The organism is Myroides sp. NP-2 (assembly GCF_014145665.1).
Classification (GTDB): domain Bacteria; phylum Bacteroidota; class Bacteroidia; order Flavobacteriales; family Flavobacteriaceae; genus Flavobacterium.
In genome coordinates this window covers 22,419-47,831 of the sequence record NZ_JACHTD010000012.1, presented here as the reverse complement: position 1 = coordinate 47,831, position 25,413 = coordinate 22,419, and the positions used below count along the sequence as shown (strand labels likewise).

Below are 25,413 nucleotides of genomic sequence, written 5' to 3'. Positions count from 1 at the left end.
AACTTTAACATTTAAACCCTTGTGAAAATCTTAAAATTTTACTATATTTTATAGCTTAAATCAGTTTCAAAAAATAAAAAAGAGAACTAAAACGCTTTTTTTAGTCCTCTTTTTGTCTTTTTTTACCTCGAAAATTACTCCTCCATTTTGGCTGATAATTCAAACCACTTTTCTTCTTTTTCTTCGAGTTCTTTTATTATCTTTTGAAGTTCTTTTGCCTTGGTTTCAATTTGATCATCACTCACTTTTCCATCGGCAAATTCCTTTTCAATTTGTTGTTTCTGCTCTTCTAACTTTGCCATCTCCCGTTCTGTTTTTTGCAATTCTTTTTGTTCTTGAAACGTCAGGCCATTTTTCACTTGATTTTCCTTCCAGTTGACTTTTTCTTTCGGACCTTCTTCCTTCACGGGTTCTATACTGTCCTCATAGGCTCTAAAATCGGAATAGTTTCCAGGGAAATCTTCAATTTCTCCATCACCTCTAAACACAAATAAGTGGTCGACAATCTTATCCATAAAATAACGGTCGTGAGAAACCACAACTAAACAGCCAGGATAATCTAACAAAAAGCTCTCTAAAACGTTTAACGTTACGATATCCAAATCGTTGGTTGGTTCATCGAGAATCAAGAAATTGGGGTTTTGAATCAAAACGGTACACAAATACAAGCGCTTTAACTCTCCTCCACTTAATTTCTCCACAAAGTCATGTTGTTTCTTGCGATCGAATAAGAAGCGTTCCAAAAGCTGTCCTGCCGAAATAGAACGTCCTTTGGCTAAGGGAATATACTCACCAAACTCCTTAATTACATCAATTACCTTTTGTTCAGGTTTAACGTTGATTCCGCCTTGGGTATAGTAACCAATCTTAATGGTCTCACCAATCACGACTTTTCCTGTATCAGGTTTGATCGATTGGGTTAAGATATTTAAAAAGGTCGATTTTCCTGAACCATTTTTTCCAATGATTCCAATGCGTTCTCCCCTATTAAACATATAGCTAAAATCCTTTAGAATCACCTTGCCGTTAAACGATTTGTTCAACTTGTGCAATTCGACCACCTTACTTCCCATGCGTTCCATATTGATTTCCAACTCTACTTGGTGCTCTTTTCTTCTGCTATGGGCTTTTTCTTTGATGACGTAGAAGTCGTCAATACGCGATTTGGATTTCGTCGTACGCGCTTTGGGTTGTCTTCGCATCCACGACAACTCTTTGACAAATAAATTCTGTGCTTTGTCAATGCTGGCATTTTCTGCGGCTATTCGCTCTTCCTTTTTCTCTAAGTAGTACGAATAATTGCCTTTATATTGATAGATAATTCCATTGTCTAACTCAATGATCTCATTACACACATTTTCCAAGAAAAAGCGGTCGTGGGTCACCATAAACAATGTAATATTCTCTTTTGCAAAATAGTTTTCCAACCATTCGATCATTTCTAAGTCCAAGTGGTTGGTTGGCTCATCGAGGATCAACAAATCGGGTTTATTGATTAAGATAATTGCCAGAGCCAAGCGTTTTCGCTGTCCACCTGATAGCGTTTTCACTTTCAACTTTAAATCGTCGAGTTTCAGTTTGGAAAGAATTTGCTTGTATTGAGTTTCGAAATCCCAAGCGTTGTGAATCTCCATTTGCTCAAAAGCCTTTTGATACGCCTCTTGATCTTCAGGGTTTTCCAATGCCTTTTCATAAGCTTCAATAACCGTCAAAACTTCGTTATCCGAGGCGAAAATACTTTCTTCAATGGTCAATTCATCTTGAAGATTGGGTTCTTGAGATAAAAACTCCATGCGAATTCCCTTGCGCATGACCACTTGTCCTTGATCGGGATCATCGGCACCGGTTAATATTCGCAAAATGGTCGTCTTCCCTGATCCATTTTTTGCAACAAAAGCAATCTTTTGATCTTTATTAATACCAAATGACACATTTTCAAACAAAGTATGTGCCCCAAAAGATTTCGATATATTTTCTACTGATAAATAATTCACTTCAACAAAATTTTGACAAAAATAACCTTTTATTCTCCATTAAAAAAGGGCGTCTATTTTAAGCTTCCTCTTTCTTATCATTGCAGTTGGCATTTATTGTGGCTACCACATACTCAGATTGAGTACCAATGCGGTATCTTCCACCCCAAATCCCAAGGCCTGAACTAACGTAAAACTGGGTTGTTCCCTTCTTTACATAGCCGTGAGATTGTTCAAACAAATAGTCTGTAATCCACGAAAAAGGCCAAACTTGCCCGCGATGGGTGTGTCCTGAAAACTGAAAATCAAGGTGTTGTTCTGCCGCTTGTGCTAAGTCATAGGGTTGGTGATCCAAGACAATCTGTATTACATTGGGTTGGGGTTGAACCAAATCGCATAGCGCTTTGCGGTGAGGATTGGATTTATCATCTCTTCCGATAAGCTGTAGAGGACCTATATTCACCACCTCATCGCGCAAAACAGTAATATTGGCTTTGCGCAAAAAAGCAAGACTCATTTCGACATTCGCCAAATACTCGTGATTACCCAAACAGGCGTAAACTCCGTGTTTACTTTTAATTTCCCGCAATAACTCATCCAACTTATAATACGTCAAAGGCAACAGACTATTGTCAATGATATCCCCTGCAAATAACACAACGTCAGCATCTTGTTCGTTAATAAAGGCAATCCAGCGCTTCAATTCACGTCTGCTAATTGCATGACCTAAGTGTAAATCACTTAATACAACCATTTTAATAGGCTCAGCCAACGGTTTAACGGTCTCTAAATGCAAAGTAACAACTTTCTTACGGTAGTAATTGACATTGCCAATACCTGCTATAAGTGCTGTACCTAGCACAATAATCCACGCTTGTAATTGAGGTAAAACGAGCAGTCCCCCACTAAAAGTCGCGAAATGATTGCCCCAAATAGCTATGACAAGTTCTGAAACTAGGGCAAGAAGAAACGAATAGATGATCAACATTAGCCAGCCCGTTCCCACTTTATATAAAATAGCGGTCTCTGGTACGCTAATGCGTTTTCTCAACGCAAAAAACAAAATTGGCGAGACAATCAGAAAAGCCACCGCCACACCATAGATGACCTGAATACTCCAGATCTTATGCTCCACTAATGGATAAACGCGAAATCCTAAATACAAATTAGCTAAAAAATACGCCACAAAAATGGCTACAAAAAACAATCTTCCCTTCATGAGTTTTAAAATAAAATCTATAGCGCGCTACTGAATAACAGCAGCTTACTAGCCATTTTAGCAATAATACGATCCTTTCTTGCTTTCTCGAGTTTTATTAACAAATAATTGACGAGTTAATTCTTTACCTGAATCGCATCCTTCAACACTAAGCGAACGCGGGTCCCCGTCTCAGTAGATTGAATAGTCAAGTGCTCATCTAAATACGCCTGAATCATTTTCATGCGTTCTTTCACCAAATACAACCCTTTTGATTCGTGAGTTGCTCGTTGTTGTAAGTCTTGTTGATTTCCGATTCCATTGTCGATTACCTCTAGGATAACATCCGCTTGCTTTTGGTAAATATTAATGTGCAATTTTGGGTGTTCAATACTTTCAGGAAAAGCGTGTACCAAGCTATTTTCTACAAAAGGCTGTAACAACAGGGGTGGAATCGTAATCTGATGCAAATTCAAATGCTTCTCTACAGTGATTTCCAACTGCACACGCTCGTCTAAACGCATATTTTCCAATTCAAAATACCCCTCAATATAGTCGATCTCATCCTTAACACTCACTTGTTCAACCATAGAGAGATTGAGTGTTTTGCGTATTAAAGAAGCAAATCGCTCCAGATAGTACAGGGCTTCCTCTTCTTTATGTGCAATAATAAAGTACTGAAACGAACTCAATACATTAAAAATAAAATGGGTATTCAACTGACTGCGCACGGAGAGCACTTTTAATTCTGCTACTTTCTTTTCAAAACGCAACTGTTTATCCTTTATCTCCTGCTGTCGTTTGAGTCGCCTGAAGATCAGCATCACAATCCCTATCACAACCAATCCCACCACACTAAAAAACCACCAGCTGTAGTAAAAGGGAGGTTTTATCGTAACATCTAGCAACAATTCGATTTGTTCGCTTCCATTATTATAGTCGTAAATTCTAATTTCAATCGGGTATTTTCCCGCATTCAAATAGTGTAAGGTCAAGGAAGGTTGCTCTAAATTAATCCATTGTTCCGTAGGTTTTACTCGATATTGAAACTTTAATTTATCGGGATATTTTGCTCCTAGTAAAACAAAATCAACAAAAATAGAATTTTGATAATTGGGCAAAACCAGTTTTTTTTCGGTTAAGAGTTGTCCTTGCTTAAGTTCCAAAAGGGTTTCATTAACTTTTACTGAAGAAATAACTAAATTATACTGTATTGGTTGGGAATTAAAGTGACGCCGATCTAAGGTGTATAATCCTTTCTCTGTACCTAAAACTAAGTTCGGACCTATAATACCACTGCTTTTTATTGCGTAATTATCCAAACCTTGTTCTTTATTAAACAGAAATGTTCCTTTGTTATCTAATACGGTGCCCCCCACATTTGTTCCAATATACAACTGATGATCAACGTACTCCAAGAACGTAATTCCGTGTCCTAGGATAGACTCTTGTTCGATTTTAAATTTTACTTTAGGTTGTGAATCACTGAGGTCCAAGCAATATACATCGCCAAAATCTGTAGCCACATACAATTGCGCACCATCACCTTTTTTTAGGTGTTTTAATCTATTTTCTACAAATACTCCCTCTTGATAGAGTGAGCGAAACTGGTTGTTTTCATAGACATACAAACCATCCAAAGCGCCTGCTAGGTACAGCTTTCCCTCTACCTCTTTCATATCAACGATATCGCGTGGAACAAAAGCTCCATCCGATCGATCGAAGTATTGGTAGTCGAAAGTGGTTAAATCATCATACACTCTAACTCCTCCATAGGGATCAGTTTCAACGAGTTGATTGTGGAAAAAATCAAATTGATAGGTGTGAATGCCAGCATATTGCTTTAGCTGTCCATCTAAGGTTAGTTGGAAAAAACCAATATTAGTGCTTACCCATAGGGCATCTGCATGGACAACGGCTTTGTAAAACTTAATCTGATTGGCGAGAATGCGGTGTTCTATTTCGAAAAAGTTATTTTCACGAGTAGTCACACCAATAAACGGTTTATTATTCGCCAATTGAAACGACTTAAAAGCCTCTTTTCCTTTAGTTTGAACGATTTTATTTTGATGGACAACACACCAGCCTTTCGCTCCAAAAACATGAATATACTCCCCATGTACCACTAGGGCATCAATAAGACCGAATCGCGGATCAAAACGCAAAGGCGAACCTAAATCCACTTGATATAATCCATGTTCTTTAGTCCCTACGTATAAAAAATTTCGTTTACTGTCATAGGCTAAGCTGTATAGATCCGTATTTTCTATGCCGTACGTTTGATTGAGTTTTTCTATGTGATGTCCATCCCACGCATAAATACCACCGCCCTCATTGAGAATATCCGCACTAACCCAAAAAACTTTATTCCCTATTGCTTGAAAAAAACGAGTCCCTTTTACATTGTTATTTAGTGAAGTGCCATGAGATCCCTGAGATTGTATTTCAAGAGCGAACTTCAATCCCAGCAATAACTCTTGCCGTTTGGGATCAAAAAAGGAAGCGACAACTTCTTTTTTATCTCCGATGGAATGCAATTGTCCGGCTTCAACTTTAAACACCCCGTGATTGATAGTGGTTGCATAAATAGCGTGATCCTTTTGGTAAAAACTCGATACGGCACTCGGGGTAGCAAGTGAATGCTGCTTAGAAAAGGTCTCTATTTTAAGTGTAGGAATATCGATAATGGAAATTCCCTCCGAAGTACCGATATACAACTTTGTGTCAAACACAGCTAAACAATTGATGCGATCTTCGTCTAATCCCGTTGCGGCGTTGAACAATTGTGTTTTTGTTTTGCCTCTATACAAAATCCCTTGTCCATAACTTCCCGCCCAAATTCCTTGATCTCCATCTTCAACGATTGAGGTTATATTGGTAAACCGATGTTTGAGCGCTTCATCATCTACTACTATACGCCCCTGTTTTTTCACGCTCAAGCCCGCTCGTGATCCAATCCAGAGCATCCCTTTACTGTCCATGAGCAAAACACGAACATCATTGGCAATCAGCCCATCTGCTGTTGTATAACGCGTTGTGACCGTGGTCTGCCCATAAAGTAAGGGAAGCGATAACCCAAATAGCAGGAGCATCATCCACCGTATCATAACTCAAAGGCTCTAAATTCTTTCATTTTAGCAGCAGAAACAACAATATCGTGCTTGACTTCACAATCGTTGATGACAATTTCGTGTTTGAAAACAATGCGATTACTCCCCGTTTCAATGTGTTTAATGTGTTTCATATTGACGACATAAGATCGCCCTACCCGATAAAAATGAGGGTGTTGTAACTTGGCAGAAACTGCTCCTAATGTTTTAGAAACTAGGTATTTTTGATCTTTTAAATATACTTCACAATAGTTGTCATCTGCTTTACAGTAGATAATATCATCCACGGAAACAACATCGCGCTTTTGGTTGCTCTTGATGAGTTTGATAAACAATTGCTCTCCCTCTTTCTCTAGGTATTTGTCATATGCCAATTGCAAATTATCCACGGCAATAGGCTTCAATAAATAGTATAAACAAGGGTGTTGATTCAATACCTCTAATGCGTATTGACTATACGCAGTGGTAATAACAACTTCAAAGGAAAGTGGTTTTTCGAAATAGTCAAACAAAGCTAATCCGTTTTCTTTGGGCATCTGAATGTCCAAGAAAACGAGATCGGGTGTATATTGTTCAATCATTTTTACTGCTTCTGCGACCGATTTTGCCGTGTAAAAAACCAATTTATGCTGGAGCTGTATGCTGTTTTGTAATCGGTGTTTCAATACTTCGGCAACCTTCGTCTCGTCATCAACAATTAGAACGACTAACTCATTCATAATCTAAATTCGTTTGTAAGGTTGTATGTTGGTGTGTAGATCAGCTAATCGCTTTTCTATTGTTTCAAATATAACATATCACTAACGAATTTTATACAAAAATCAACTTATTTTATTTCCTCTTTCTTTACCTTCTTCAGAAATAAATTATTCATGGGATTAATGCCCAATTGATGAATATTTCGGCGACTGAATCTCACAGCTTGGTCATAAAACAAAACCAAGGCAGGAACCTCTTCTGCGATCAAGCGATCCATTTGTTCGTATAGCGCAATGCGTTGATCAAGTGCCGTAAGCTCAAAGGCGCGTTCGTATATCGCGTCATAGGTTGGGTTGTCAAAAAAGGTATAATTAGGTCCGTTAGGTGCTTTGTTTTTGCTGTAAAATAGAGAAAGATAATTTTCAGCATCGGGATAATCGGCAATCCAACTCCCTCTAAAAAACGCAATTTTACCTGAAGCCATCCCTTGTCTCAAGGTAGCTGGTGGCATGACATCTACCTCTACAGTCAGTCCAATTTTTTGCCATTCTCTTTGCAAATACTCGGCTATATCCAAATATCCTGCATTAGTAGACAACGGAATAACGACTTTGGACAGTTTGTGTTCTTCTTTGTACGCTTGTACCAACTGTCTCGCTTGTTCTACGTCGTACAATTCATCCGATACGGTATTCCCAGGTAAACCACGGGGTATAAATCCGCCGACTTGAGCGGTTCCCATTCCACTGCGCAAATGTTGTAACATTTTAACGCGATCAAACCCCTTATTCAATGCCTGACGAATGCGCTTATCACTCGTAGGGCTATTTTTATCTGCCATATTGAATCCCAAATATTCCGTGTTGAGGTAAGGTCCCGTTTCCATCTGCACCTCCTCTTGATATTTGGGTTGTAACTTCCCTTCAAGGGTAATCAGATCATCTTTATACGAAGGGTCTAAGCCCGAGATAAAATCCAAATTGCCCTGAATAAACTGTAAAAAAGCACTTTGTTTATCAGGTAAAAAAGTAATGGCTACCGACTCGAGATAAGGTAGTTGAACCCCTTGCTCATCTCTTTCAAAATAATTGGGATTTCGCCTTAAGACCAATTTGACATTTTCCTCCCAAAATTTAAAATAAAACGGTCCTGTTCCAATGGGATGTGTTCTAAAATCATGTTGAGGGTCTTCCACGACTTCTCGAGGAACCACGGAAGCATATCGCATGGATAACAATCCGAGAATTGCGGGAAAGGATTCTTTTAACTGCAAGCGAAATACAGTGTCATTCACGGCTTGATAGCGCTTAACTTTTTGCATAATCCATCCTCCTGGCGATGCTGTTTTCACATCAGTCAATCGGTCTAAACTATACACAAAATCAGCAGCAGTTACCGCGCGTGTTTGCGCCTCACCAAAAGCAGGGTGTGGATGAAAGTACACCCCTTTGCGCAAAATAAAATCATAGGTCAATCCATCGGAAGAAGCAGTCCATGATTGAGCAATGTCTCCTACCACGTTTAATTGATCGTCGAGTTGTACCAACCCATTAAACAACTGATTACAGGGCCATATCACAGCCATACTGCGTGCGAAAGCTGGATCAAGTGTTTGAATATTAGAATCTTCATTGTAGCGAAAGACTGTTCCCTCTACTTTTTCCTGTGTTTTATTTCGACAAGAAGCAACAGTGAAGCAGATACAAAGAATTGATATATAATAAATTATTGATTTCATCAAACCGAATTTTGTACGTAAATTTGCACGCTTTGTGACAACAAAGAGTAAATATACTTCAAAGTTACTACTCATAGTAAAGAATGATTATGGAAAATAGAAAAAAAGTAGCTTTTTACACCTTAGGCTGTAAGCTAAACTTTTCTGAAACCTCAACAATAGCAAGAAGTTTCGTAGATGAAGGTTTTGATCGTGTTGAATTTGAAGATGTGGCAGACATTTATGTAATCAATACGTGTTCTGTAACCGAAAATGCAGATAAACAATTCAAACAAATAGTTAAAAAAGCACAGAAGAAAAACGACAAGGCTTTTATTGCCGCTGTGGGGTGCTATGCACAATTAAAACCGGCTGAACTAGCCAGTGTTGATGGTGTGGATTTGGTTTTAGGGGCAACGGAAAAATTCAAGTTAACCGATTATATCAATGACCTTTCAAAAAACGAAATGGGACAAGTACACTCTTGTGAGATTTCAGAAGCAGATTTTTATGTAGGGTCCTACTCTATTGGAGATCGCACGCGAGCGTTCTTAAAAGTTCAAGATGGCTGCGATTACAAATGTACGTATTGTACTATTCCGTTGGCTCGTGGTATTTCTCGAAGTGATACAATGGAGAATGTCTTGAAAAATGCAGCTGAAATTTCGGCTCAAGACATCAAAGAAATTGTACTAACTGGAGTAAATATTGGCGATTACGGAAAAGGAGAGTTTGGCAATAAGAAACACGAACACACATTTTTAGAGCTTGTACAAGCATTAGATCAAGTAGAGGGGATTGAGCGTTTGCGCATCTCTTCGATTGAGCCTAACCTATTAAAAAATGAAACCATCGAATTTGTTTCTCAAAGTAGAACCTTCGTACCTCACTTTCACATTCCCCTACAATCGGGAAGCAACGACATTTTAAAGAAAATGAAGCGCCGATACATGCGCGAACTATACGTTGAACGCGTAGATAAAATTCGCACAGTAATGCCCGATTGCTGTATTGGAGTGGATGTAATTGTTGGTTTCCCTGGTGAAACAGACGAAAAATTTTTAGACACCTACAATTTCCTGAGCAACCTAGAGATTTCTTACCTTCACGTATTCACCTATTCGGAGCGCGACAATACGGAAGCCATAGCTATGGAAGGTGTTGTACCGATGGAAGTGCGCAACAAAAGAAGCAAAATGCTTCGCGGTTTATCCGTAAAAAAACGCCGTGCCTTCTATGAGTCTCAAATTGGAAAGGAGAAAACCGTTTTGTTTGAGAGCGAAAACAAGGAAGGATACATTCACGGTTTTACCGAGAATTACGTCAAAGTAAAAACACCGTGGGATCCAGCTTTAGTCAATACGCTTCGCGAAATTAAATTAACGAAAATTGACGACGACGGTATTGTTCGATTTGATTTTCTAGATTAAATAAAAAAACCTGTTTGAATTGACGTTCAAACAGGTTTTTTGCTTTTTTTCACCCAAATTGGGGTATGCTGTGTGTGTTATAAGTGGTTTTTAAATCTCACAGGATTAAATTCTTATCCCTGGAGGAAGCATTTCTTTGTAAATAGGATTTTTCCTAAAGAAAGAAACAATTTTTGGATGGGTAGGAACTACGCGTAGTCTTTTTTCTCTAACAATATCGAGTACCCCTTTTAGAAAATCGATGGATTGCGCTTGAACACCTTCCTCGAACCCCTTTAACTTGGTAAGAAAGATTTTTCTTTCTTGTAGTGAATACTCCACGCTAAGCAAACCTTGATCGGTTTCGAGCTCAAACTGACGAAGCAATTCATTGTCTTTAATTTCCATTATACTAAAATTTTATATTTTCATGTTATGCTGATACCTCCTTTTCATAGCAACAAAAAAAGAACGGTGGCGAATGCCCCTATTCATAACAATTATATCGTAAGAAATTTTTAGATTATATATACCGCGAATGCAACTATTTTTATCGCTATATTTATCAAAGTTCGTCATTTTTTTCCAAACCGTCCCTATTTAGTATGTTAATTTATTTAAAATGAACAAAATACCAATTTATTTCTTCCCGGGCATGTCTTCCACCTCGCTCATTTTTGAACGATTAAAATGGGATACTTCTGTTTTTGATCTGCATTTTTTAGAATGGTTGCCTTGTGAAAAGAACGAAAATTTATTGGATTACACCGCGAAATACATTCCGTTGATTCAACATAATAATCCTATCTTAGTGGGCGTTTCTTTCGGTGGAATTATAGCACAGGAATTATCCAAGCGCATTGAGGTTCAAAAAACAATTATCATCTCGAGCGTTCGTTCCAATCGCGAATTTCCCGCCTGTTTTAAATGGGCAAAATACACCAAGCTCTACAAGCTAATTCCCACACATGGCGTGGAATTCTTACTAAAGCTGGTTGCTCGTTACGGAAGTGACAAACAAAAAAATCGCGTGGAACTGTATAATCGCTATTTGTCCATTCGAGATCCACACTACCTCAATTGGTGCATTCAAACGATAGTAACGTGGAATCAGAAAGAACCGTTGGATCAGGTCATCCACATTCACGGTACAAAAGACGAAATCTTTCCTATAAAAAACATAAAAAATGCAATTAAAGTAAAAGGGGGGACTCATGCAATGATCCTAGTGAAGTACAAATGGTTTAACGAAAATCTACAAAAAATTATACTAGAATAACTATGAAAAAAAATCTAAAAAACGCACTTTACACAACAGCAGTTGTCGGGGTGGCTTCTACGTTTATCTTTGCAACTGCACACAGCGCATCTGATCAAAATACGGAACAAAAAAGCCCAACAGAACACCACGTTTCTTTACCGCTAACTGCAAATTTTGCTGGAGAATCAGCCCCGCTAGACATTATTGATGTCAAAGAGCGCTTTGACCGCGAAATGATTATCAACGCTAACCTACATTCATCCACAACTCTCGTGATCAAAAGAGCTGAACGCTACTTTCCTATCATTGAACCAATTTTGAAAAAAAATAATATACCCGATGACTTCAAATACCTTTGTGTCATCGAAAGTACTTTGTCCAACGTAGTTTCTTCAGCAGGAGCTACAGGATTCTGGCAATTCATGAAAGGTACTGCTGGCGAATACAACCTGACCGTTGACGATACTGTAGACGAGCGTTACCACTTAGAAAAGGCGACAGAAGCCGCTTGTAAATACTTCAACGACGCTAAAAATCGCTTTGGTTCTTGGACGATGGTTGCCGCAGCATATAACAGGGGAATGGCGGGAATGACCAAAGCCATGAACTCCCAATATGTAGACAACTATTACGATTTGTTTCTAAATCAAGAAACTTCTCGTTATGTATTCCGCATCCTTGCAATGAAAGAAATTATGAGCCATCCCGAGCGCTACGGATACAATATTCCAAAAGCAGATAAATATCCTCCTATTCCCATGCGTACCATTACAGTAAGCAATGATATAGAAGATCTACCGATGTTTGCACAAGAACAAGGTTCAAACTACAAAATTTTGAAACTATATAACCCGTGGTTAGTCAATACAAACTTAAAAACCAAAGGTAAAACCTATACCATCGAGTTACCGAGATAAATTGGTTAACGGTTGAACTAAACTGGGAACTAAACTTCATTATAAATTCCAAAATGGACAAAGAAACATACATTAAAACTGCCCTAGAAACAATTAAAGCCAAGAATCTGCAAGAGCCTTTTGAATTGGCAAAAGGCAGTGTAATCACGAATTTAGATCAATACTTAAACAGTTTGAAGTCTTCCTATTTACAGGCAAAAGACCCGAGAATTGAACAACTATTTTACGAAAAAATTGAGCATTTACTCAGCTTATAAATAGCGATTTAAAAAGGAGACAATCAGAGTTAAGGTTGTCTCCTTTTGCTCTTTATGGGGGATATGTCCCACTTGTTCAAAGATGTACTTTTCTGCTACCCCACTTACATGTTGGAGGGTTTGTTCCACTTGTGCCAAAGAACCATACTCGTCTAAATCACCTTGTAAAAAAAGTAAAGGAGAGGTAATACGAGACAATTCTGGCACCATCGTCCAATCGCGATACGCTGGGTCCAACCAGATATCAAACCAAGCATAGCACAGCTTTTCCACGCGTTCTCCGTGATATTTAGCCAAACGATGCCTTAATTCCGTCTCTTCATAAGCTTTTTTCGCATCTCGTACACCTTGCAAAGTCTCCTCTTCCACAAAGACATGACCAGCCTCAATAACCATAGCCGCTGTATGTTCTGGGTATAAGATACCATACCAAAGTGCAATAGAAGCCCCATCACTATGTCCAAAAACGGCAATTTTACCCAACTGCAAAACTTGGCGCAAAGCCTCTAAAAACTCCCCTTCTTGTTCCAAGTAGTTTCGCTCGCGAAAAGAAGTTTGCATAGGTTGGGATTTTCCATAGCCCACGCGATCATAAACCATAACATCACACTGCAAATGCTCGGCTAACAAACCTGGCCAATCGCGCCATAATGCTATACTTCCCAAAGAATCGTGCAACAACACTAAGGTTGTTTCCGTAGTAGGGCGATCCTGGATATACAGCTGAACAGCTATCTCTTGTCCCTGCACTGAAACTATTTTATCCGTAATTCTATACATTTTTTTAGCTTTACCCAAAAATATAAATTTTAATGCAATATATATTTGAATAGTATATGATTAATTGCGAATTTTACAATACTACTATTCCCCACCTTTCCCTCTGTTTAGCGTAAATTGATTTATACTCCTATATTTACCTCCATAACAACTGTACAGCAATGAAAAAAATAACAATCGCATTACTACTAAGTATCTTCAGTATGGTGCAAACACAAGCGCAAACGACACCTAACTATCCCGAACAATTCACGACTAACCTCGCACAACACTGTGGCAAGGCCTATAAAGGAAAAATTGTTTCTACTCCTATCCCAGCCGATTTTGAAAATAAGGAACTCATCATGTATGTTTCATCCTGTACAAATCGAGAGGTAAAAATTGCTTTTTTTGTTGGGGATGACCTTTCTCGTACTTGGGTATTTACCCTCAAAGGCGATCGACTGGAACTTAAACACGACCACCGTCAACCCAACGGTCAACCGGATGAAATCACCATGTATGGAGGAACAACCACCAATACAGGAAACGATACAATACAGTATTTTCCCGCAGATCAAGAAACAGCCCAGAGCATTCCCGCGGCAGCATCTAACCTATGGTGGGTAACCATTAACGAGGAGGAATATAGCTATAATCTACAACGTGCGGGTGCTAAAACTAGCTTTAATGTGGTGTTTGATCTAACGAAACCTATTGTAACGGATAAACGAGCGTGGTAGTTCGTTACTAGTTTATACCTAAGAATAACTCGTGTAACGGATTAATTCAGAACTTCACCTTAATGAATAAAAACGTATTATTTTTTAACATTTATCCAACATTTAGAGCACAAAACTTATTATCATTACTATAAAAAAAATATCTTATTATTTGTTTTATATGTTTTTTTAGTTAAAAATTTGACAAAAGACCACAAATAGCCATTATAGAGTAATAGAAAAAGTACTTTTATTCAAATTCAAAAAGATAAAATTATGCCTAAAAAGAATGGATTACTATGCTGCTACTGACGCAGCTGATGCATATGTATGGGGAGCAGCTGGAACAGCTTTAGGGCCTCTTGGTACAGCAGTTGGTATCGTAATTGGTGGAGTCGGATCGAGTGCTTGGAGTTGGTATTGGGATCAACCAAGTATGATTTACCTAGCAGATGATAAATTTGCACAGCATTTTGACAATCTAAATCAGCAGGTTGGATTTGCACACAATAAATTCATTGTTGAATTTGTTAATGATAACTTAAATAAATTTAAGAATTCAACTGATTTTGTAGATACCTTACATGCACCTCTTGTTACTAAATTATCAACATCTTTTTCGATGTCCACAAAAGAAGTTGAAAGTATTTTTGATAAAAAAAAGCTAGTTAGTGATTTAGATAAATTCTTTAAAACATTTGATGAATTGGACACTGACATCTTTATTGACAATATTGTTTCTATTATACAAGAAAATTATGAAGACGATAAAGTTCCTACCTATTTTAAAAAGGTATTAATTGAAACTGCAGATGCAAAAGATCTTGATGTTGAGACTTATTTTGATAAAAAAATTGAAGAAGTTAAACAAAATAAAACGCTGAATGAGCTAGAGCAAGAGATTCATTTTAACGCGTTAAACACCTTCAAATACGCTCTCGCTTTATGGAATCGAAATATTAAATAAAATGAATACACACTTAATAAGACTCACACCAAATATTTTATTGACTATAATTATATTATTTTTATTAATTAAATCAAATAAAACAGGGATTAAAAATAATAATAAATATTACATTGTTGGGTTAGTCCTTACAGTTACCTATATATTATTAGAGTTATTTTACTTTACGTAATCCCCTCTCTAGCAATAAATCTAAAAGAGCCGAAGAACCACAAATAACAAAGTTTCAATTCCCATTGAGACTCTTTTATCCTAACATAAGACTGACATATAAATTAGTAGAGATTCAATCGATGCAATCACCTCTTCCCAAGCAAATCGAGATTTAGGAAGCACATTTGGATGCAGAGCATCTGTAGAATCAGCATACCCTACTGTTATTATAAATAGAGGAGATCCTCTATGACACTAAAGACAACCACTAAGCCTACCACGTATTAAAAGGAATCTGTCTAAATAGAACCATAGGTTCTACATCCTCATTTTATTATTTTATTTTCGTACAAAATAACGAAACTCAAATAGACATGTCAAAAACAAAACTAACCATCAACAATAACGGATCGGTAAAGATCGAAGGGGATTTTGAAATTGTAGATCGCAATGGAAATACCTACGGATTACAAGGAAGAACAGTAGTATCCATTTGTCGTTGTGGCCTTTCTAAAAACAAACCGTTTTGTGATGGTGCACACAATGGACATTTTGAACACGAAGCAGTTGCCTTCGATCTTCCACCAAAGAAAGTCTAAGTTGTTCTTTTCAGATTCGCTACAATAAAACAAAAAATACTCTTGCGTTGAACTAGCGTAAGGCATAGGAAATAGCACAAAAAAGGTCTTTGGTTTCCCAAAGACCTTTTTTCATTCAAACATTTAAACGTATCCTAGTGAGATACACTTTCCCGCTTCAAAACAAGTCTTCGCTCATTGCAAAACGAAATAGATTTATCGTTTATAGTACGCCACAATACTAGCTTTTGCAAGCGTTTGATTCCAAAGATTAAACCCAACAAGTGCTGGATTTACCTGCGCATCTAATCCCAATTTGGTTGTCTTTAAGGCGTAAACTGTGATAATATATTGATGAAATCCATGTCCTTCTGGTGGACAAGGTCCTCCGAATCCTCTACTGCCGTAATCGGTCACACTCTGAATTGCTCCTTTGGGTGCTAGATCAAGGGAAATATTTCCTGCATTAGCGACTAATTCGCTTACAGTTGATGGAATATCAAAGACCACCCAATGCCAGAATCCACTTCCTGTTGGTGCATCTGGATCATACATAGTAATAGCAAAACTTTGCGTTCCCTCCGGTGCATTTTCCCAATACAATTGAGGAGATTGGTTATTCCCATTACATCCAAACCCATTAAATTCCAATGTTTTTGTTCCTTCTCCTCCTAAATCTTTACTCGATAAGGTAAATGTTTTTTGTGCAAATGCTGCCGTTGATACGGTCAAAAACAGCAGTACAAGTAACTGAGCTTTTTTCATTCTAGTTGAATTATTATTTCCAACAAAAGTAGCCTTGTATCGATCAAAGACAGATAGATAAGGGCTCAAAAACTGTAGCTAAAAGGTCACATTTTATGATGTTGTTTGGGCGTGTGTCCATATTTTACACGATAGGCTTGAACAAAACTCGATAGACTTTCATAGCCTACTTCAAGATAAATTTCCGAAGCCGTTTTCTTTTCCACCGTCAATAAATAATGTGCCTGTTCTAATCGCTTGTTTTGAAACCAACGCATAGGCGATTCTCCATAGTGTTTTTTAAACATTCGCTTAAAAGTTGACTCACTCATATTACACAAGAAAGCAAGCTCTTTCAGCGTCGATTTACGCAGCTGATTGCTTTCGATTATGCGGGTAAACTTTTGTACGCTATCATCCGTTGTATACACCAGTGAGTAGAGCATATCTTTTCCATTTATTTCGACCAAATACCACAGAATTTCGTCTAATTTGACCGCTAATAAATGCTGTTGAATTTCTTTTGACAAGGTAGCAATATCGAGTAAACTGCATACAAAACGACGAATAAAGGCATCGTAATCGAAAGCATACGCCGTTTTATAGTCATTCGGCTTCTTTTGCACTACTTCATATTTTTGGATGAACTTATAAATCATCTCATTGGAAAAAAACAACAAGACACTTCGGTAGCTATTGGCTTTTGACAATTGTTCTGTCATTAAACAATGTCCAGCTTTCATCAGTAAGAATTTCGCGGGGTCAATGGACTGTAGTGCATCTTCAAAAACAACTTCTTTAGTTCCCTCAAGCAAAAAGCTAAATGTATTTTGGTTGAGCGCGATTTGTTGTCGAGCTACTTCTCGGGAACTGCGATAATCAAAAAGTTGAATGGTGGCCATACCATCAAGATTCAGATCGTTAGGAAGGGTAATAATATTCATGGATAAAATTCTTTTAAAGCGAATCTACCTGTCGAGATACGTATTTTATACGTTCGATACTAGATGAAGTTGACGGGATCGAACGAGTTAAAAGTACAAATAAAATCCACGGCTTACATAAAAACAAAAAAAGTCCTAACTCTCGTTAAGACTTTTTCGTGATCCAATCAGGATTCGAACCTGAGACCTACTGCTTAGAAGGCAGTTGCTCTATCCAGCTGAGCTATTGGACCCTACACTAGTTGTAGTGGTCGGGGTGGCAGGATTCGAACCTGCGACCTCCTGGTCCCAAACCAGGCGCGATGACCGGGCTACGCTACACCCCGAAGAAGCGGAGAGACAGGGACTCGAACCCTGGCGACCGTTACCAGTCGACAGATTAGCAATCTGCTCCGTTACCACTCCGGCACCTCTCCGTTGCTTTAAGAAGACTTATCTTCTGTAATGCGGATGCAAAAGTAGCACGAGTTTTCGTTGTTTCCAAATATTTCCAACATAAAAATTTAAAAAAAATACACCTCCCGAACAAATCAATTATCTATCAAGCACATACCTTATATTTTTTTTTGTTTTTTTTTGCTACACTGGGACTATTATGCTGTATAATCTGCCTATCCTTCCTTTGTATTTCCTATTCTATCACTCTCTCCTCTTCATAGATATCGTTTTATTCCCCGATTGCCTCCTTTAAATCACCAAATAAAAGGTCCTACGGAAGATTAATGTTAATATCATGGATTATTTCCCTATACAATTCTAACAAATAAATTTATAATGTATATTTGTCGTTAACTATAGAATCAAAAATAAATCTAACTTATTAAACACTATACATTATGAGTAAAAGAGTAGTAATTGTATCTGCTGCTAGAACACCAATTGGTAGCTTCTTAGGATCCCTATCTACGGTTCCTGCAACAAGATTAGGAGCGGTTGCGATCAAAGGTGCTATTGATAAAATCAATTTAGATGTAAATTTAGTTGACGAAGTATTAATGGGTAACGTTGTTCAAGCAGGTGTTGGACAAGCACCAGCACGTCAAGCAGCTATTTACGCTGGATTAAGCAGTAATGTTCCATGTACTACAGTAAACAAAGTTTGTGCATCAGGAATGAAAGCGATCATGCAAGGAGCACAAGCAATTATGTCTGGAGATGCTGAGGTAGTTGTTGCTGGTGGTATGGAGAATATGAGTTTGATTCCACACTACGTACATATGAGAAATGGACAAAAATTTGGTCCTACTACTTTGGTGGATGGATTACAAAATGACGGTCTTGTTGATGCATATGACAACCAAGCGATGGGTGTAGCTGCTGACAATACAGCAAAAGTACACAACATCTCAAGAGAAGAACAAGATGCTTTCGCCATCCAATCATACGAGCGTTCAGCTAAAGCTTGGGAAGAAGGTAAATTTGATATGGAAATTGTTCCCGTAGAGGTTCCACAACGCAGAGGCGAACCAATCATCGTTTCAAAAGACGAGGAATACTCAAACGTAAAATTAGACAAGATTTCAGGATTGCGTCCTGCTTTTACAAAAGAAGGAACGGTTACTGCTGCTAACGCATCAACAATCAATGACGGAGCTGCGGCTGTAGTACTAATGAGCGAAGAAAAAGCGAAAGATTTAGGTTTAAAACCATTAGCCTATATCAGAAGTTATGCTGACGCTGCACAAGAGCCTATTTGGTTCACAACTGCGCCTGCAAAAGCGTTGCCAATTGCCTTGAAAAAAGCAAACTTATCCCTTGCGGATGTTGATTTCTTCGAATTCAACGAGGCTTTCTCTGTTGTAGGTTTAGCTAATGCTAAAATCTTAGACTTAAATACAGACAAAATCAACGTAAACGGTGGTGCTGTAGCTTTAGGACACCCATTAGGATGTTCAGGAGCACGTATCGTTGTTACCTTGTTAAATGTATTAGAACAAAACAACGCTAAAATTGGTGCAGCTGCTATCTGTAATGGTGGTGGTGGTGCTTCTGCTATTGTGATTGAAAGAGCATAATTTTGCTCAACACTAATATTTATACAAAGATGGGTTTGATTTCTTCAAACTCATCTTTATTTTTGTACCCTAAATAAAAAGACCTACTATGACGTTTGCCTATTGTAATCTTTCGATTGTTCCCCTACGCGCAGAACCAAGCGATAAAAGCGAATTGGTTTCTCAATTGCTATTCGGAGAATTGTTTACAGTACTCGAACAAACAGAAAAATGGTCTAAAATTGAATTGGCTTTTGATCAATACCAAGGATGGGTAGATAATAAACAGTTTCAATGCATCGACAGAAATGAATTTGAAACCCTTAATCAAACAGCCCCTATTTACGCAGGAGATTTTGTAGAATTTCTACATTCTGCAGACAACCAGTTGATGTCTATTCCGCTAGGGAGCAACCTCAACGTACTCAAACACGCCGCAACCAATCCGATGAAATTCGCATTCGAAGGGCGTTCCATAACAGGTACATTCACCAAAAGTCAATTTGTAAAAACTGCATTTATGTATTTGAACGCCCCTTATCTTTGGGGTGGAAAAACACCTTTTGGTATTGATTGTTCTGGATTTACACAAATGGTATACAAAATTAATGGACATGTGATTCCACGAGACGCCTCTCAACAAGCTACCGTTGGTGAAGCATTGAGCTTTATTGAAGAAAGTGAAGCAGGCGATTTAGCCTTTTTTGACAATGCCGAAGGCAATATTATTCACGTAGGAATTATAATGGATAATAACTACATTATTCACGCACATGGCAAAGTGCGTATTGATCGTTTGGATCATTTGGGTATCTACAATGTAGACTCAGGAAAACACACCCATAAACTACGCGTAATCAAAAAAATCCTTTAGTAGATCCATCCCTTTTATTCAATTTACTTACAATATCTACTACGTGCGTAAAAAAACGTATCTTTGTCCAAATAAGATATTTTATGCATACTTTCGAGCAATTTAATCTACCGAAAGCTTTACAAAAAGCCCTAGATGAGCTTCAAATTACTACACCTACACCAATTCAATCCAAATCATTTCCCGTTATTTTATCTGGAAGAGATGTGATGGGAATTGCACAAACAGGTACAGGTAAAACATATGCTTATTTACTTCCCATTTTAAAACAGTGGAAATTTGCCCAAGTGGATACACCTCGTGTTGTTATTATTGTACCAACACGCGAATTGGTTGTTCAGGTTGTTGATGAAGTGAATAAACTAACACAATACATGTCAATTCGCTCGTTAGGTGTTTATGGTGGAACCAATATCAACACACAACGCAAAGCAGTTTACGACGGTGTCGATATTTTAGTGGGAACACCTGGTCGTATGATGGACTTAGCACTGGATGGTGTGTTGCGCTTTGACAACCTACAAAAACTAGTTATTGACGAATTTGACGAAATACTAAACTTAGGTTTTAGAACACAGTTAACTTCAATCTTAGCCATGATGAGAAGCAAAAGACAAAATATTTTGTTTTCTGCTACCATGACAGAAGAAGTAGATGAAGTGTTGGAAGACTTTTTTGATTTCCCAGAAGAAGTATCACTTGCCGCTTCTGGAACGCCTTTGGAAAAAATCGATCAACAAGTATATCTCGTGCCCAACTTCTATACGAAGATGAACCTATTGATGGACTTGTTACAAAACAAAGAGGAATTCAATCGCGTACTTATTTTCATCAACAGTAAGCGTTTAGCTGATATTGTGATGGAACAATTAGAAGAGGCATTCCCAGAGGAGTTTACAGTTATTCACTCAAATAAATCTCAAAACTTCCGTTTGCGTTCTATGGCTGAATTTCAAGCCAATGTTCTAAGAGGTTTATTGACTACTGATATTATGGCGCGTGGATTGGATATCTCTGATATTAGCCATGTCATCAATTTACAGTTTACCGATTCTCCGGAACAATACATTCACCGTATTGGTCGTACAGGACGTGCAGATAAAACGGGGATTGCTATTTCTTTTGTTGACCCCAAAGAAGAGGAAATGCTTCTGGAAGCAGAAGAATTGATGGAAAAGGAATTACGCCCTATGGAAATTCCTGCTACCGTTGAGATTTCTGACAAACTAATGGAGTTTGAAAAATCAAAACTCAAAGCCAAGCAATTGGTTAAAGTGAAAAAGCCATTAGAAAAAGGAGCTGCTTTTCACGCCAAAAAAGAAAAGAATACCAAAGTTAACTTGGGTGGACCTGGCAAGCGAAAACCAAGAAAAACAAAGCCAAGAAATCGCGCGGTTGAAGCCAAACGAGCGGCAAAGAAAAAGAAAGACTAAGGTACACAATAAAAAAGCCGAATATAACGCGTTATATTCGGCTTTTTTATTGTGTATATGCTTTTACTTCTTGGGTTTCCCAACCAAACTCAAGACGATGAATCCCAATAATCCTCCTAAACCAGAAGCAATTAGAATCCCCAATTTCGCTTGACCTGGAAACTCCGGATGTATGTTAATATCAAAAGCTAATTCTGTTACGAATAAAGACATGGTAAATCCAATAGCGGCTAATAACCCCAATCCGAATAGGTTTTTGTATGTCATTCCCTCAGGCATTTTAGCAAGGCCCGACTTAATAACCAAAGCCGTAAGACCGAAAACACCAAGCACTTTTCCAACGAGTAAACCCAAAGCTACTCCTAATGTTACTGCACTTAAACCTTCGCCTTCACTCATGTTAACTGGAATCGCAGCATTAGCTAAAGCAAACACAGGCATAACGAAGAAAGCAACGAAATTGTGCATGCTGTGCTCCAAGCGAATCGCAGGTGGCAAGCTGTTTTTAGCCAAATCTTTGATCTCCTCAACACAATCCATCTGCTCCCCTGTTAGGTTGGGTATCTTGTCATTAGGATCAATGCTGTTAAATCTGTTTCTAAGTTGATCAAGTTTCTTGCGGAAAAATGGCTCGTGAATTTTTGCAGTAGACGGAATAGCAAATGCTGCTAAAACTGCCGCAATTGTCGCGTGAACACCGGATAACATAAATGCCAACCAAATCCCCCCAATTCCAATAATAGCGTAGTAAAGTGTATTTCGAATTCCAATTAAGTTACTAATAATCAACAACCCGAAAAAGCCCAACCCTATGCCTAAATTAATCAACGACAACTGTTCCGTATAAAAAATAGCAATAACCATTACGGCGCCTAAATCATCCGCAATTGCCAAAGCAGTTAAAAACACCTTCAAGGATGTTGGTACTTTGTCGCCTAGTAAATACAATACCCCCAAAGCAAACGCAATATCCGTTGCCATTGGAATTCCCCATCCATGCGCAGCATCTGTTCCCGCATTAAAAATAGCGTAAATAGAAGCTGGAACAACCATACCTCCAATCGCCGCAATAATCGGTAGCATTGCTTTTTTGGGTGAAGACAATTCTCCTGTGGTTAATTCCCTTTTTAATTCTAAACCAACAACAAAGAAGAAAATAGCCATTAATCCATCGTTTACCCAATGTTTCAATGAGTGATTTAACGAAAATTCATTAAAGGAAAAGGCAATGTGATTTTCTTCCCAAAAAGCAGTGTATTGATCTGCCCAAGCAGAATTCGCCATAAAAATGGCAATCAAGGCAGCAATAAATAATATTATCCCTCCAGATGTAGACTTTTGCATAAATTTATTTACAGGTGCAACAATCCACTTATCTGCTGGTGTCAACTTTAGATTATCATCCATTTCTTTTGAGTTTGTATAAATATTTAATAACAAATATAGTTTTTCATTATCTTTTAACCAAGCAAACCAATAATTTTTAAAAATCCTTTATTTTAAAAGCACTCTAAATTTTGTTATAAATATACCTTTTTCCCAACCAAATTTGAGTTTAAAACAACAATAGGTAAGATCTTATTTCTTTTCTTGAAAACTAATAAACAAAAGTTTGCTTTGTACGTTAATTATATAAAAACATTTTTACTGTTTTTTTATTCAAACTACTAGGAAATAAAAAGCCTAAGGTTAATAAAAAATAGGGTTTCCCCCCTTTACATGGCTAACTTCAATGTTTGACCTTCAACAAACACTCCTGCAGAAGAGGTAATATTTATCTTTTGCTCCGCTGTATAACCAAGCGTTTCCCCATGCTGCAATACCACATCGCTCCCTATTACATACGAACTTATATTGACAAGAAAACCGTATAGTTCATCTAAGGCTAAAGGAGAATTGACAATTTCGATTTCTTGCTTGCCAAAGCCTGATAATCCATACGTATAAAGGCTATTTCCTTCTGTGGTTGTACGTAAACCAATGTAGATCCAAAGTGGAACTACTACTTTTCCTTCTTCTAACTCTTGGGCGTAGTCCAAATATTGTTCACGTGGAATCAACAAGGTTTGACTTCCTTGGTACACCCCTACGCAAGCGGGAGTAGTAGCCATGATAGCGAATAAAATACGCGACAACAAAAGATGACGCTCAACAACATCCATAGCGCCACTAACTACAGAAACTATCGCGTGACTATCCACTTCTTGGATATCTTCCAAGACAGTTTCCCAATTATAAGCGAATTGAGCGCTATGCTGAACATCGTTTTCAGGGATAGGCGCAGGCATAAAAGCGATTGCAAACATCGTTCCTTGAGTAGTCAATACAGCAGTTGTATCGTCATAATCTTGCCCTTCTATTTCATACCCCCACGTTTGAGTGAGGTAGGCTAACACAGCTTCAATACTATATTTTTCGCCTTTTTCAAACATCGGCATAGCCAACAACAAACTATCGGTAGCTTCGACTGCTTGTTCGACTGCTTCTTTGGATGTTGTTTCCGCCTGCTTTTTAGGTTGCTCTTTTTTCAACCAATTAAATAATCCCATCACTTCTTTTTTTTAGATATCCAAAAATACGCATTCCTTGCTATTTCTCATTTATTTCTATCGATTAATATTTGACCCATCTTGACTTTTGAACGACCACTATTCTCAAAAATCTCGTCAAAAAGAAGCAAGAAACACAAGGCTATTCTTAGTTTAGAGGCAGTTTTATAATTCGCAAAAAACCAACGATAAAAGAGAAGATTTCAGTATATTTGTACTTTGATAAAATGAAAGTATGGATACAATCTTAGACAAAAATATACAACCACAGGCCAAACCAAAATGGTTGCGTGTAAAATTGCCTACAGGTAAGAAATATACTGAATTAAGAGGACTGGTAGACAAATATAAATTACATACCATTTGTACCTCGGGTAGTTGTCCAAATATGGGAGAATGTTGGGGAGAAGGAACAGCTACTTTTATGATTTTAGGTAATATCTGTACGCGTTCTTGCGGCTTCTGTGGAGTAAAAACGGGACGTCCAGAAACAGTAGACTGGGATGAACCAGACAAAGTGGCTCGATCAATAAAATTAATGAATATTAAGCACGCTGTACTAACAAGTGTAGATCGCGACGACTTAAAAGACGGGGGGTCTATCATTTGGGCAGAAACAGTAAAAGCGGTACGCCGTATCAGTCCTGGAACGACAATGGAAACATTAATTCCCGATTTTCAAGGTGAAGAACGCTTATTGGATCGCATCCTTGAAGTAGCTCCTGAAGTGATCTCTCACAATATGGAAACCGTTCGTCGTTTAACAAGAGAAGTACGAATTCAGGCCAAATACGACCGCAGTTTAGCTGTGCTAAAATACTTAAAAGATAATGGTGCAAAACGTACCAAGTCAGGAATTATGCTTGGATTAGGTGAAACAGAAGAAGAAGTAATCCAAACCATGCACGATTTAAGAGCTGTCGGATTAGATGTTATTACCATTGGTCAGTATTTACAACCAAGTAAAAAACACTTACCTGTAAAAGAATTTATTACACCTGAACAATTCAAGAAATACGAAGAAATCGGTTTAGAATTGGGATTCAGACACGTGGAAAGTGGTGCACTTGTACGTTCTTCTTACAAAGCTCAAAAACATATTTTATAATTATAATAGTGATGGTCGCTACTAAGCGACCATCTGCTTTTACAACC

At 37.9% G+C, this 25,413-nt stretch carries 22 protein-coding genes and 3 tRNA genes; 11 read left to right on the top strand and 14 right to left on the bottom strand.

Features of this window, described 5'->3' with window-relative positions:
* Positions 1-134: 134 nt before the first annotated feature.
* The 5 genes from H4K35_RS12130 to H4K35_RS12110 form a co-directional block, all read right to left on the bottom strand.
* The gene (locus tag H4K35_RS12130) at positions 135-1,994 is read right to left on the bottom strand and encodes an ABC-F family ATP-binding cassette domain-containing protein (RefSeq protein ID WP_182628232.1); all 1,860 of its coding nucleotides are present in this window, start codon (positions 1,992-1,994) and stop codon (positions 135-137) included.
* Between the two features lie 58 nt (positions 1,995-2,052).
* Positions 2,053-3,192: a metallophosphoesterase gene (locus H4K35_RS12125; RefSeq protein WP_182628231.1), complete on the bottom strand. Its 1,140-nt coding sequence runs from the start codon at positions 3,190-3,192 to the stop codon at positions 2,053-2,055.
* Positions 3,193-3,308: 116 nt separating this feature from the next.
* On the bottom strand, positions 3,309-6,278 hold the full coding sequence (locus H4K35_RS12120; protein ID WP_182628230.1) for a histidine kinase: 2,970 nt from the start codon (positions 6,276-6,278) through the stop codon (positions 3,309-3,311).
* Positions 6,275-7,000 carry a LytTR family DNA-binding domain-containing protein gene (locus H4K35_RS12115; RefSeq protein ID WP_182628229.1) on the bottom strand — a complete coding sequence of 242 codons (726 nt, stop codon included), beginning with the start codon at positions 6,998-7,000 and terminating at the stop codon, positions 6,275-6,277. The genes H4K35_RS12120 and H4K35_RS12115 overlap by 4 nt, the downstream gene beginning before the upstream one ends.
* A 107-nt stretch (positions 7,001-7,107) precedes the next feature.
* On the bottom strand, positions 7,108-8,718 hold the full coding sequence (locus H4K35_RS12110; protein WP_182628228.1) for an ABC transporter substrate-binding protein: 1,611 nt from the start codon (positions 8,716-8,718) through the stop codon (positions 7,108-7,110).
* A gap of 89 nt (positions 8,719-8,807) precedes the next feature.
* Here H4K35_RS12110 and mtaB point away from each other — a divergent pair, with 89 nt between their 5' ends.
* Complete coding sequence (mtaB, locus tag H4K35_RS12105) at positions 8,808-10,127, top strand: tRNA (N(6)-L-threonylcarbamoyladenosine(37)-C(2))-methylthiotransferase MtaB (RefSeq protein WP_182628227.1); 1,320 nt, start codon at positions 8,808-8,810, stop codon at positions 10,125-10,127.
* Positions 10,128-10,232: 105 nt separating this feature from the next.
* On the opposite strand, the gene H4K35_RS12100 is transcribed toward mtaB, so the two are convergent.
* On the bottom strand, positions 10,233-10,514 hold the full coding sequence (locus tag H4K35_RS12100) for a GNAT family N-acetyltransferase (RefSeq protein ID WP_002990470.1): 282 nt from the start codon (positions 10,512-10,514) through the stop codon (positions 10,233-10,235).
* 214 nt (positions 10,515-10,728) lie between these two features.
* On the opposite strand from H4K35_RS12100, the gene H4K35_RS12095 reads away from it, so the two are divergent.
* From H4K35_RS12095 to H4K35_RS12085, 3 genes are read left to right on the top strand one after another with little or no spacing between them, the layout of a single operon-like run.
* Positions 10,729-11,385 (top strand): alpha/beta hydrolase, encoded by a 657-nt coding sequence (locus H4K35_RS12095; RefSeq protein WP_182628226.1) that lies wholly within the window; start codon positions 10,729-10,731, stop codon positions 11,383-11,385.
* Positions 11,386-11,387: 2 nt separating this feature from the next.
* Positions 11,388-12,284, top strand: a complete 897-nt coding sequence (locus H4K35_RS12090) for a lytic transglycosylase domain-containing protein (RefSeq protein WP_182628225.1) — start codon at positions 11,388-11,390, stop codon at positions 12,282-12,284.
* Between the two features lie 53 nt (positions 12,285-12,337).
* Positions 12,338-12,541, top strand: a complete 204-nt coding sequence (locus H4K35_RS12085) for a hypothetical protein (RefSeq protein WP_182628224.1) — start codon at positions 12,338-12,340, stop codon at positions 12,539-12,541.
* Here H4K35_RS12085 and H4K35_RS12080 read toward each other — a convergent pair.
* Entirely contained in the window at positions 12,536-13,321 is a 786-nt protein-coding gene (locus H4K35_RS12080; protein ID WP_182628223.1) for an alpha/beta fold hydrolase, read from the bottom strand. The genes H4K35_RS12085 and H4K35_RS12080 overlap by 6 nt on opposite strands.
* Positions 13,322-13,482: 161 nt before the next feature.
* On the opposite strand from H4K35_RS12080, the gene H4K35_RS12075 reads away from it, so the two are divergent.
* From H4K35_RS12075 to H4K35_RS12065, 3 genes are all read left to right on the top strand, one after another.
* Entirely contained in the window at positions 13,483-14,043 is a 561-nt protein-coding gene (locus H4K35_RS12075; RefSeq protein ID WP_182628222.1) for a hypothetical protein, read from the top strand.
* 268 nt (positions 14,044-14,311) lie between these two features.
* A complete protein-coding gene (locus H4K35_RS12070; protein ID WP_255492457.1) occupies positions 14,312-14,989 on the top strand; it encodes a hypothetical protein in 678 nt (225 codons plus the stop codon).
* 527 nt (positions 14,990-15,516) lie between these two features.
* Complete coding sequence (locus tag H4K35_RS12065) at positions 15,517-15,741, top strand: CDGSH iron-sulfur domain-containing protein (protein WP_182628221.1); 225 nt, start codon at positions 15,517-15,519, stop codon at positions 15,739-15,741.
* A 195-nt stretch (positions 15,742-15,936) separates the two neighbouring features.
* Here the strand turns inward: H4K35_RS12065 and H4K35_RS12060 are convergent, their stop codons facing one another.
* The 5 genes from H4K35_RS12060 to H4K35_RS12040 form a co-directional block, all read right to left on the bottom strand.
* Positions 15,937-16,485, bottom strand: coding sequence for a YbhB/YbcL family Raf kinase inhibitor-like protein (locus H4K35_RS12060; protein ID WP_182628220.1), 549 nt, complete (start codon positions 16,483-16,485; stop codon positions 15,937-15,939).
* Positions 16,486-16,571: 86 nt separating this feature from the next.
* Positions 16,572-17,408: an AraC family transcriptional regulator gene (locus H4K35_RS12055; RefSeq protein WP_182628219.1), complete on the bottom strand. Its 837-nt coding sequence runs from the start codon at positions 17,406-17,408 to the stop codon at positions 16,572-16,574.
* 159 nt (positions 17,409-17,567) lie between these two features.
* Positions 17,568-17,641: transfer RNA gene (locus H4K35_RS12050), tRNA-Arg, on the bottom strand.
* 15 nt (positions 17,642-17,656) lie between these two features.
* A tRNA-Pro gene (locus tag H4K35_RS12045) sits at positions 17,657-17,734 on the bottom strand.
* Between the two features lie 6 nt (positions 17,735-17,740).
* Positions 17,741-17,824: transfer RNA gene (locus H4K35_RS12040), tRNA-Ser, on the bottom strand.
* A 420-nt stretch (positions 17,825-18,244) separates the two neighbouring features.
* On the opposite strand from H4K35_RS12040, the gene H4K35_RS12035 reads away from it, so the two are divergent.
* The 3 genes from H4K35_RS12035 (at position 18,245) to H4K35_RS12025 (ending at position 21,709) form a co-directional block, all read left to right on the top strand.
* Positions 18,245-19,423 (top strand): acetyl-CoA C-acyltransferase, encoded by a 1,179-nt coding sequence (locus H4K35_RS12035; protein ID WP_182628218.1) that lies wholly within the window; start codon positions 18,245-18,247, stop codon positions 19,421-19,423.
* 88 nt (positions 19,424-19,511) lie between these two features.
* Complete coding sequence (locus H4K35_RS12030) at positions 19,512-20,276, top strand: C40 family peptidase (protein ID WP_182628217.1); 765 nt, start codon at positions 19,512-19,514, stop codon at positions 20,274-20,276.
* 83 nt (positions 20,277-20,359) lie between these two features.
* A complete protein-coding gene (locus H4K35_RS12025; RefSeq protein WP_182628216.1) occupies positions 20,360-21,709 on the top strand; it encodes a DEAD/DEAH box helicase in 1,350 nt (449 codons plus the stop codon).
* A gap of 63 nt (positions 21,710-21,772) precedes the next feature.
* Here H4K35_RS12025 and nhaA read toward each other — a convergent pair whose 3' ends face one another.
* On the bottom strand, positions 21,773-23,116 hold the full coding sequence (nhaA, locus tag H4K35_RS12020) for a Na+/H+ antiporter NhaA (protein WP_182628215.1): 1,344 nt from the start codon (positions 23,114-23,116) through the stop codon (positions 21,773-21,775).
* Positions 23,117-23,424: 308 nt separating this feature from the next.
* Positions 23,425-24,258 (bottom strand): DUF4261 domain-containing protein, encoded by an 834-nt coding sequence (locus tag H4K35_RS12015; RefSeq protein ID WP_182628214.1) that lies wholly within the window; start codon positions 24,256-24,258, stop codon positions 23,425-23,427.
* 235 nt (positions 24,259-24,493) lie between these two features.
* Here H4K35_RS12015 and lipA point away from each other — a divergent pair, with 235 nt between their 5' ends.
* A complete protein-coding gene (gene lipA / locus H4K35_RS12010) occupies positions 24,494-25,366 on the top strand; it encodes a lipoyl synthase (RefSeq protein ID WP_182628213.1) in 873 nt (290 codons plus the stop codon).
* The last annotated feature ends 47 nt before the right edge of the window (positions 25,367-25,413 follow it).

What these genes read in the sequence shown, in the direction of transcription:
- nhaA (WP_182628215.1), bottom strand. Translation starts at nt 23,116, where the DNA reads ATGGATGATAATCTAAAGTTGACACCAGCAGATAAGTGGATTGTTGCA.
- H4K35_RS12025 (WP_182628216.1), top strand. Translation starts at nt 20,360, where the DNA reads ATGCATACTTTCGAGCAATTTAATCTACCGAAAGCTTTACAAAAAGCC.
- H4K35_RS12080 (WP_182628223.1), bottom strand. Translation starts at nt 13,321, where the DNA reads ATGTATAGAATTACGGATAAAATAGTTTCAGTGCAGGGACAAGAGATA.
- lipA (WP_182628213.1), top strand. Translation starts at nt 24,494, where the DNA reads ATGGATACAATCTTAGACAAAAATATACAACCACAGGCCAAACCAAAA.
- H4K35_RS12125 (WP_182628231.1), bottom strand. Translation starts at nt 3,192, where the DNA reads ATGAAGGGAAGATTGTTTTTTGTAGCCATTTTTGTGGCGTATTTTTTA.
- H4K35_RS12090 (WP_182628225.1), top strand. Translation starts at nt 11,388, where the DNA reads ATGAAAAAAAATCTAAAAAACGCACTTTACACAACAGCAGTTGTCGGG.
- H4K35_RS12035 (WP_182628218.1), top strand. Translation starts at nt 18,245, where the DNA reads ATGAGTAAAAGAGTAGTAATTGTATCTGCTGCTAGAACACCAATTGGT.
- H4K35_RS12065 (WP_182628221.1), top strand. Translation starts at nt 15,517, where the DNA reads ATGTCAAAAACAAAACTAACCATCAACAATAACGGATCGGTAAAGATC.
- mtaB (WP_182628227.1), top strand. Translation starts at nt 8,808, where the DNA reads ATGGAAAATAGAAAAAAAGTAGCTTTTTACACCTTAGGCTGTAAGCTA.
- H4K35_RS12060 (WP_182628220.1), bottom strand. Translation starts at nt 16,485, where the DNA reads ATGAAAAAAGCTCAGTTACTTGTACTGCTGTTTTTGACCGTATCAACG.
- H4K35_RS12070 (WP_255492457.1), top strand. Translation starts at nt 14,312, where the DNA reads ATGGATTACTATGCTGCTACTGACGCAGCTGATGCATATGTATGGGGA.
- H4K35_RS12015 (WP_182628214.1), bottom strand. Translation starts at nt 24,258, where the DNA reads ATGGGATTATTTAATTGGTTGAAAAAAGAGCAACCTAAAAAGCAGGCG.
- H4K35_RS12075 (WP_182628222.1), top strand. Translation starts at nt 13,483, where the DNA reads ATGAAAAAAATAACAATCGCATTACTACTAAGTATCTTCAGTATGGTG.
- H4K35_RS12110 (WP_182628228.1), bottom strand. Translation starts at nt 8,718, where the DNA reads ATGAAATCAATAATTTATTATATATCAATTCTTTGTATCTGCTTCACT.
- H4K35_RS12030 (WP_182628217.1), top strand. Translation starts at nt 19,512, where the DNA reads ATGACGTTTGCCTATTGTAATCTTTCGATTGTTCCCCTACGCGCAGAA.
- H4K35_RS12095 (WP_182628226.1), top strand. Translation starts at nt 10,729, where the DNA reads ATGAACAAAATACCAATTTATTTCTTCCCGGGCATGTCTTCCACCTCG.
- H4K35_RS12120 (WP_182628230.1), bottom strand. Translation starts at nt 6,278, where the DNA reads ATGATACGGTGGATGATGCTCCTGCTATTTGGGTTATCGCTTCCCTTA.
- H4K35_RS12055 (WP_182628219.1), bottom strand. Translation starts at nt 17,408, where the DNA reads ATGAATATTATTACCCTTCCTAACGATCTGAATCTTGATGGTATGGCC.
- H4K35_RS12100 (WP_002990470.1), bottom strand. Translation starts at nt 10,514, where the DNA reads ATGGAAATTAAAGACAATGAATTGCTTCGTCAGTTTGAGCTCGAAACC.
- H4K35_RS12115 (WP_182628229.1), bottom strand. Translation starts at nt 7,000, where the DNA reads ATGAATGAGTTAGTCGTTCTAATTGTTGATGACGAGACGAAGGTTGCC.
- H4K35_RS12085 (WP_182628224.1), top strand. Translation starts at nt 12,338, where the DNA reads ATGGACAAAGAAACATACATTAAAACTGCCCTAGAAACAATTAAAGCC.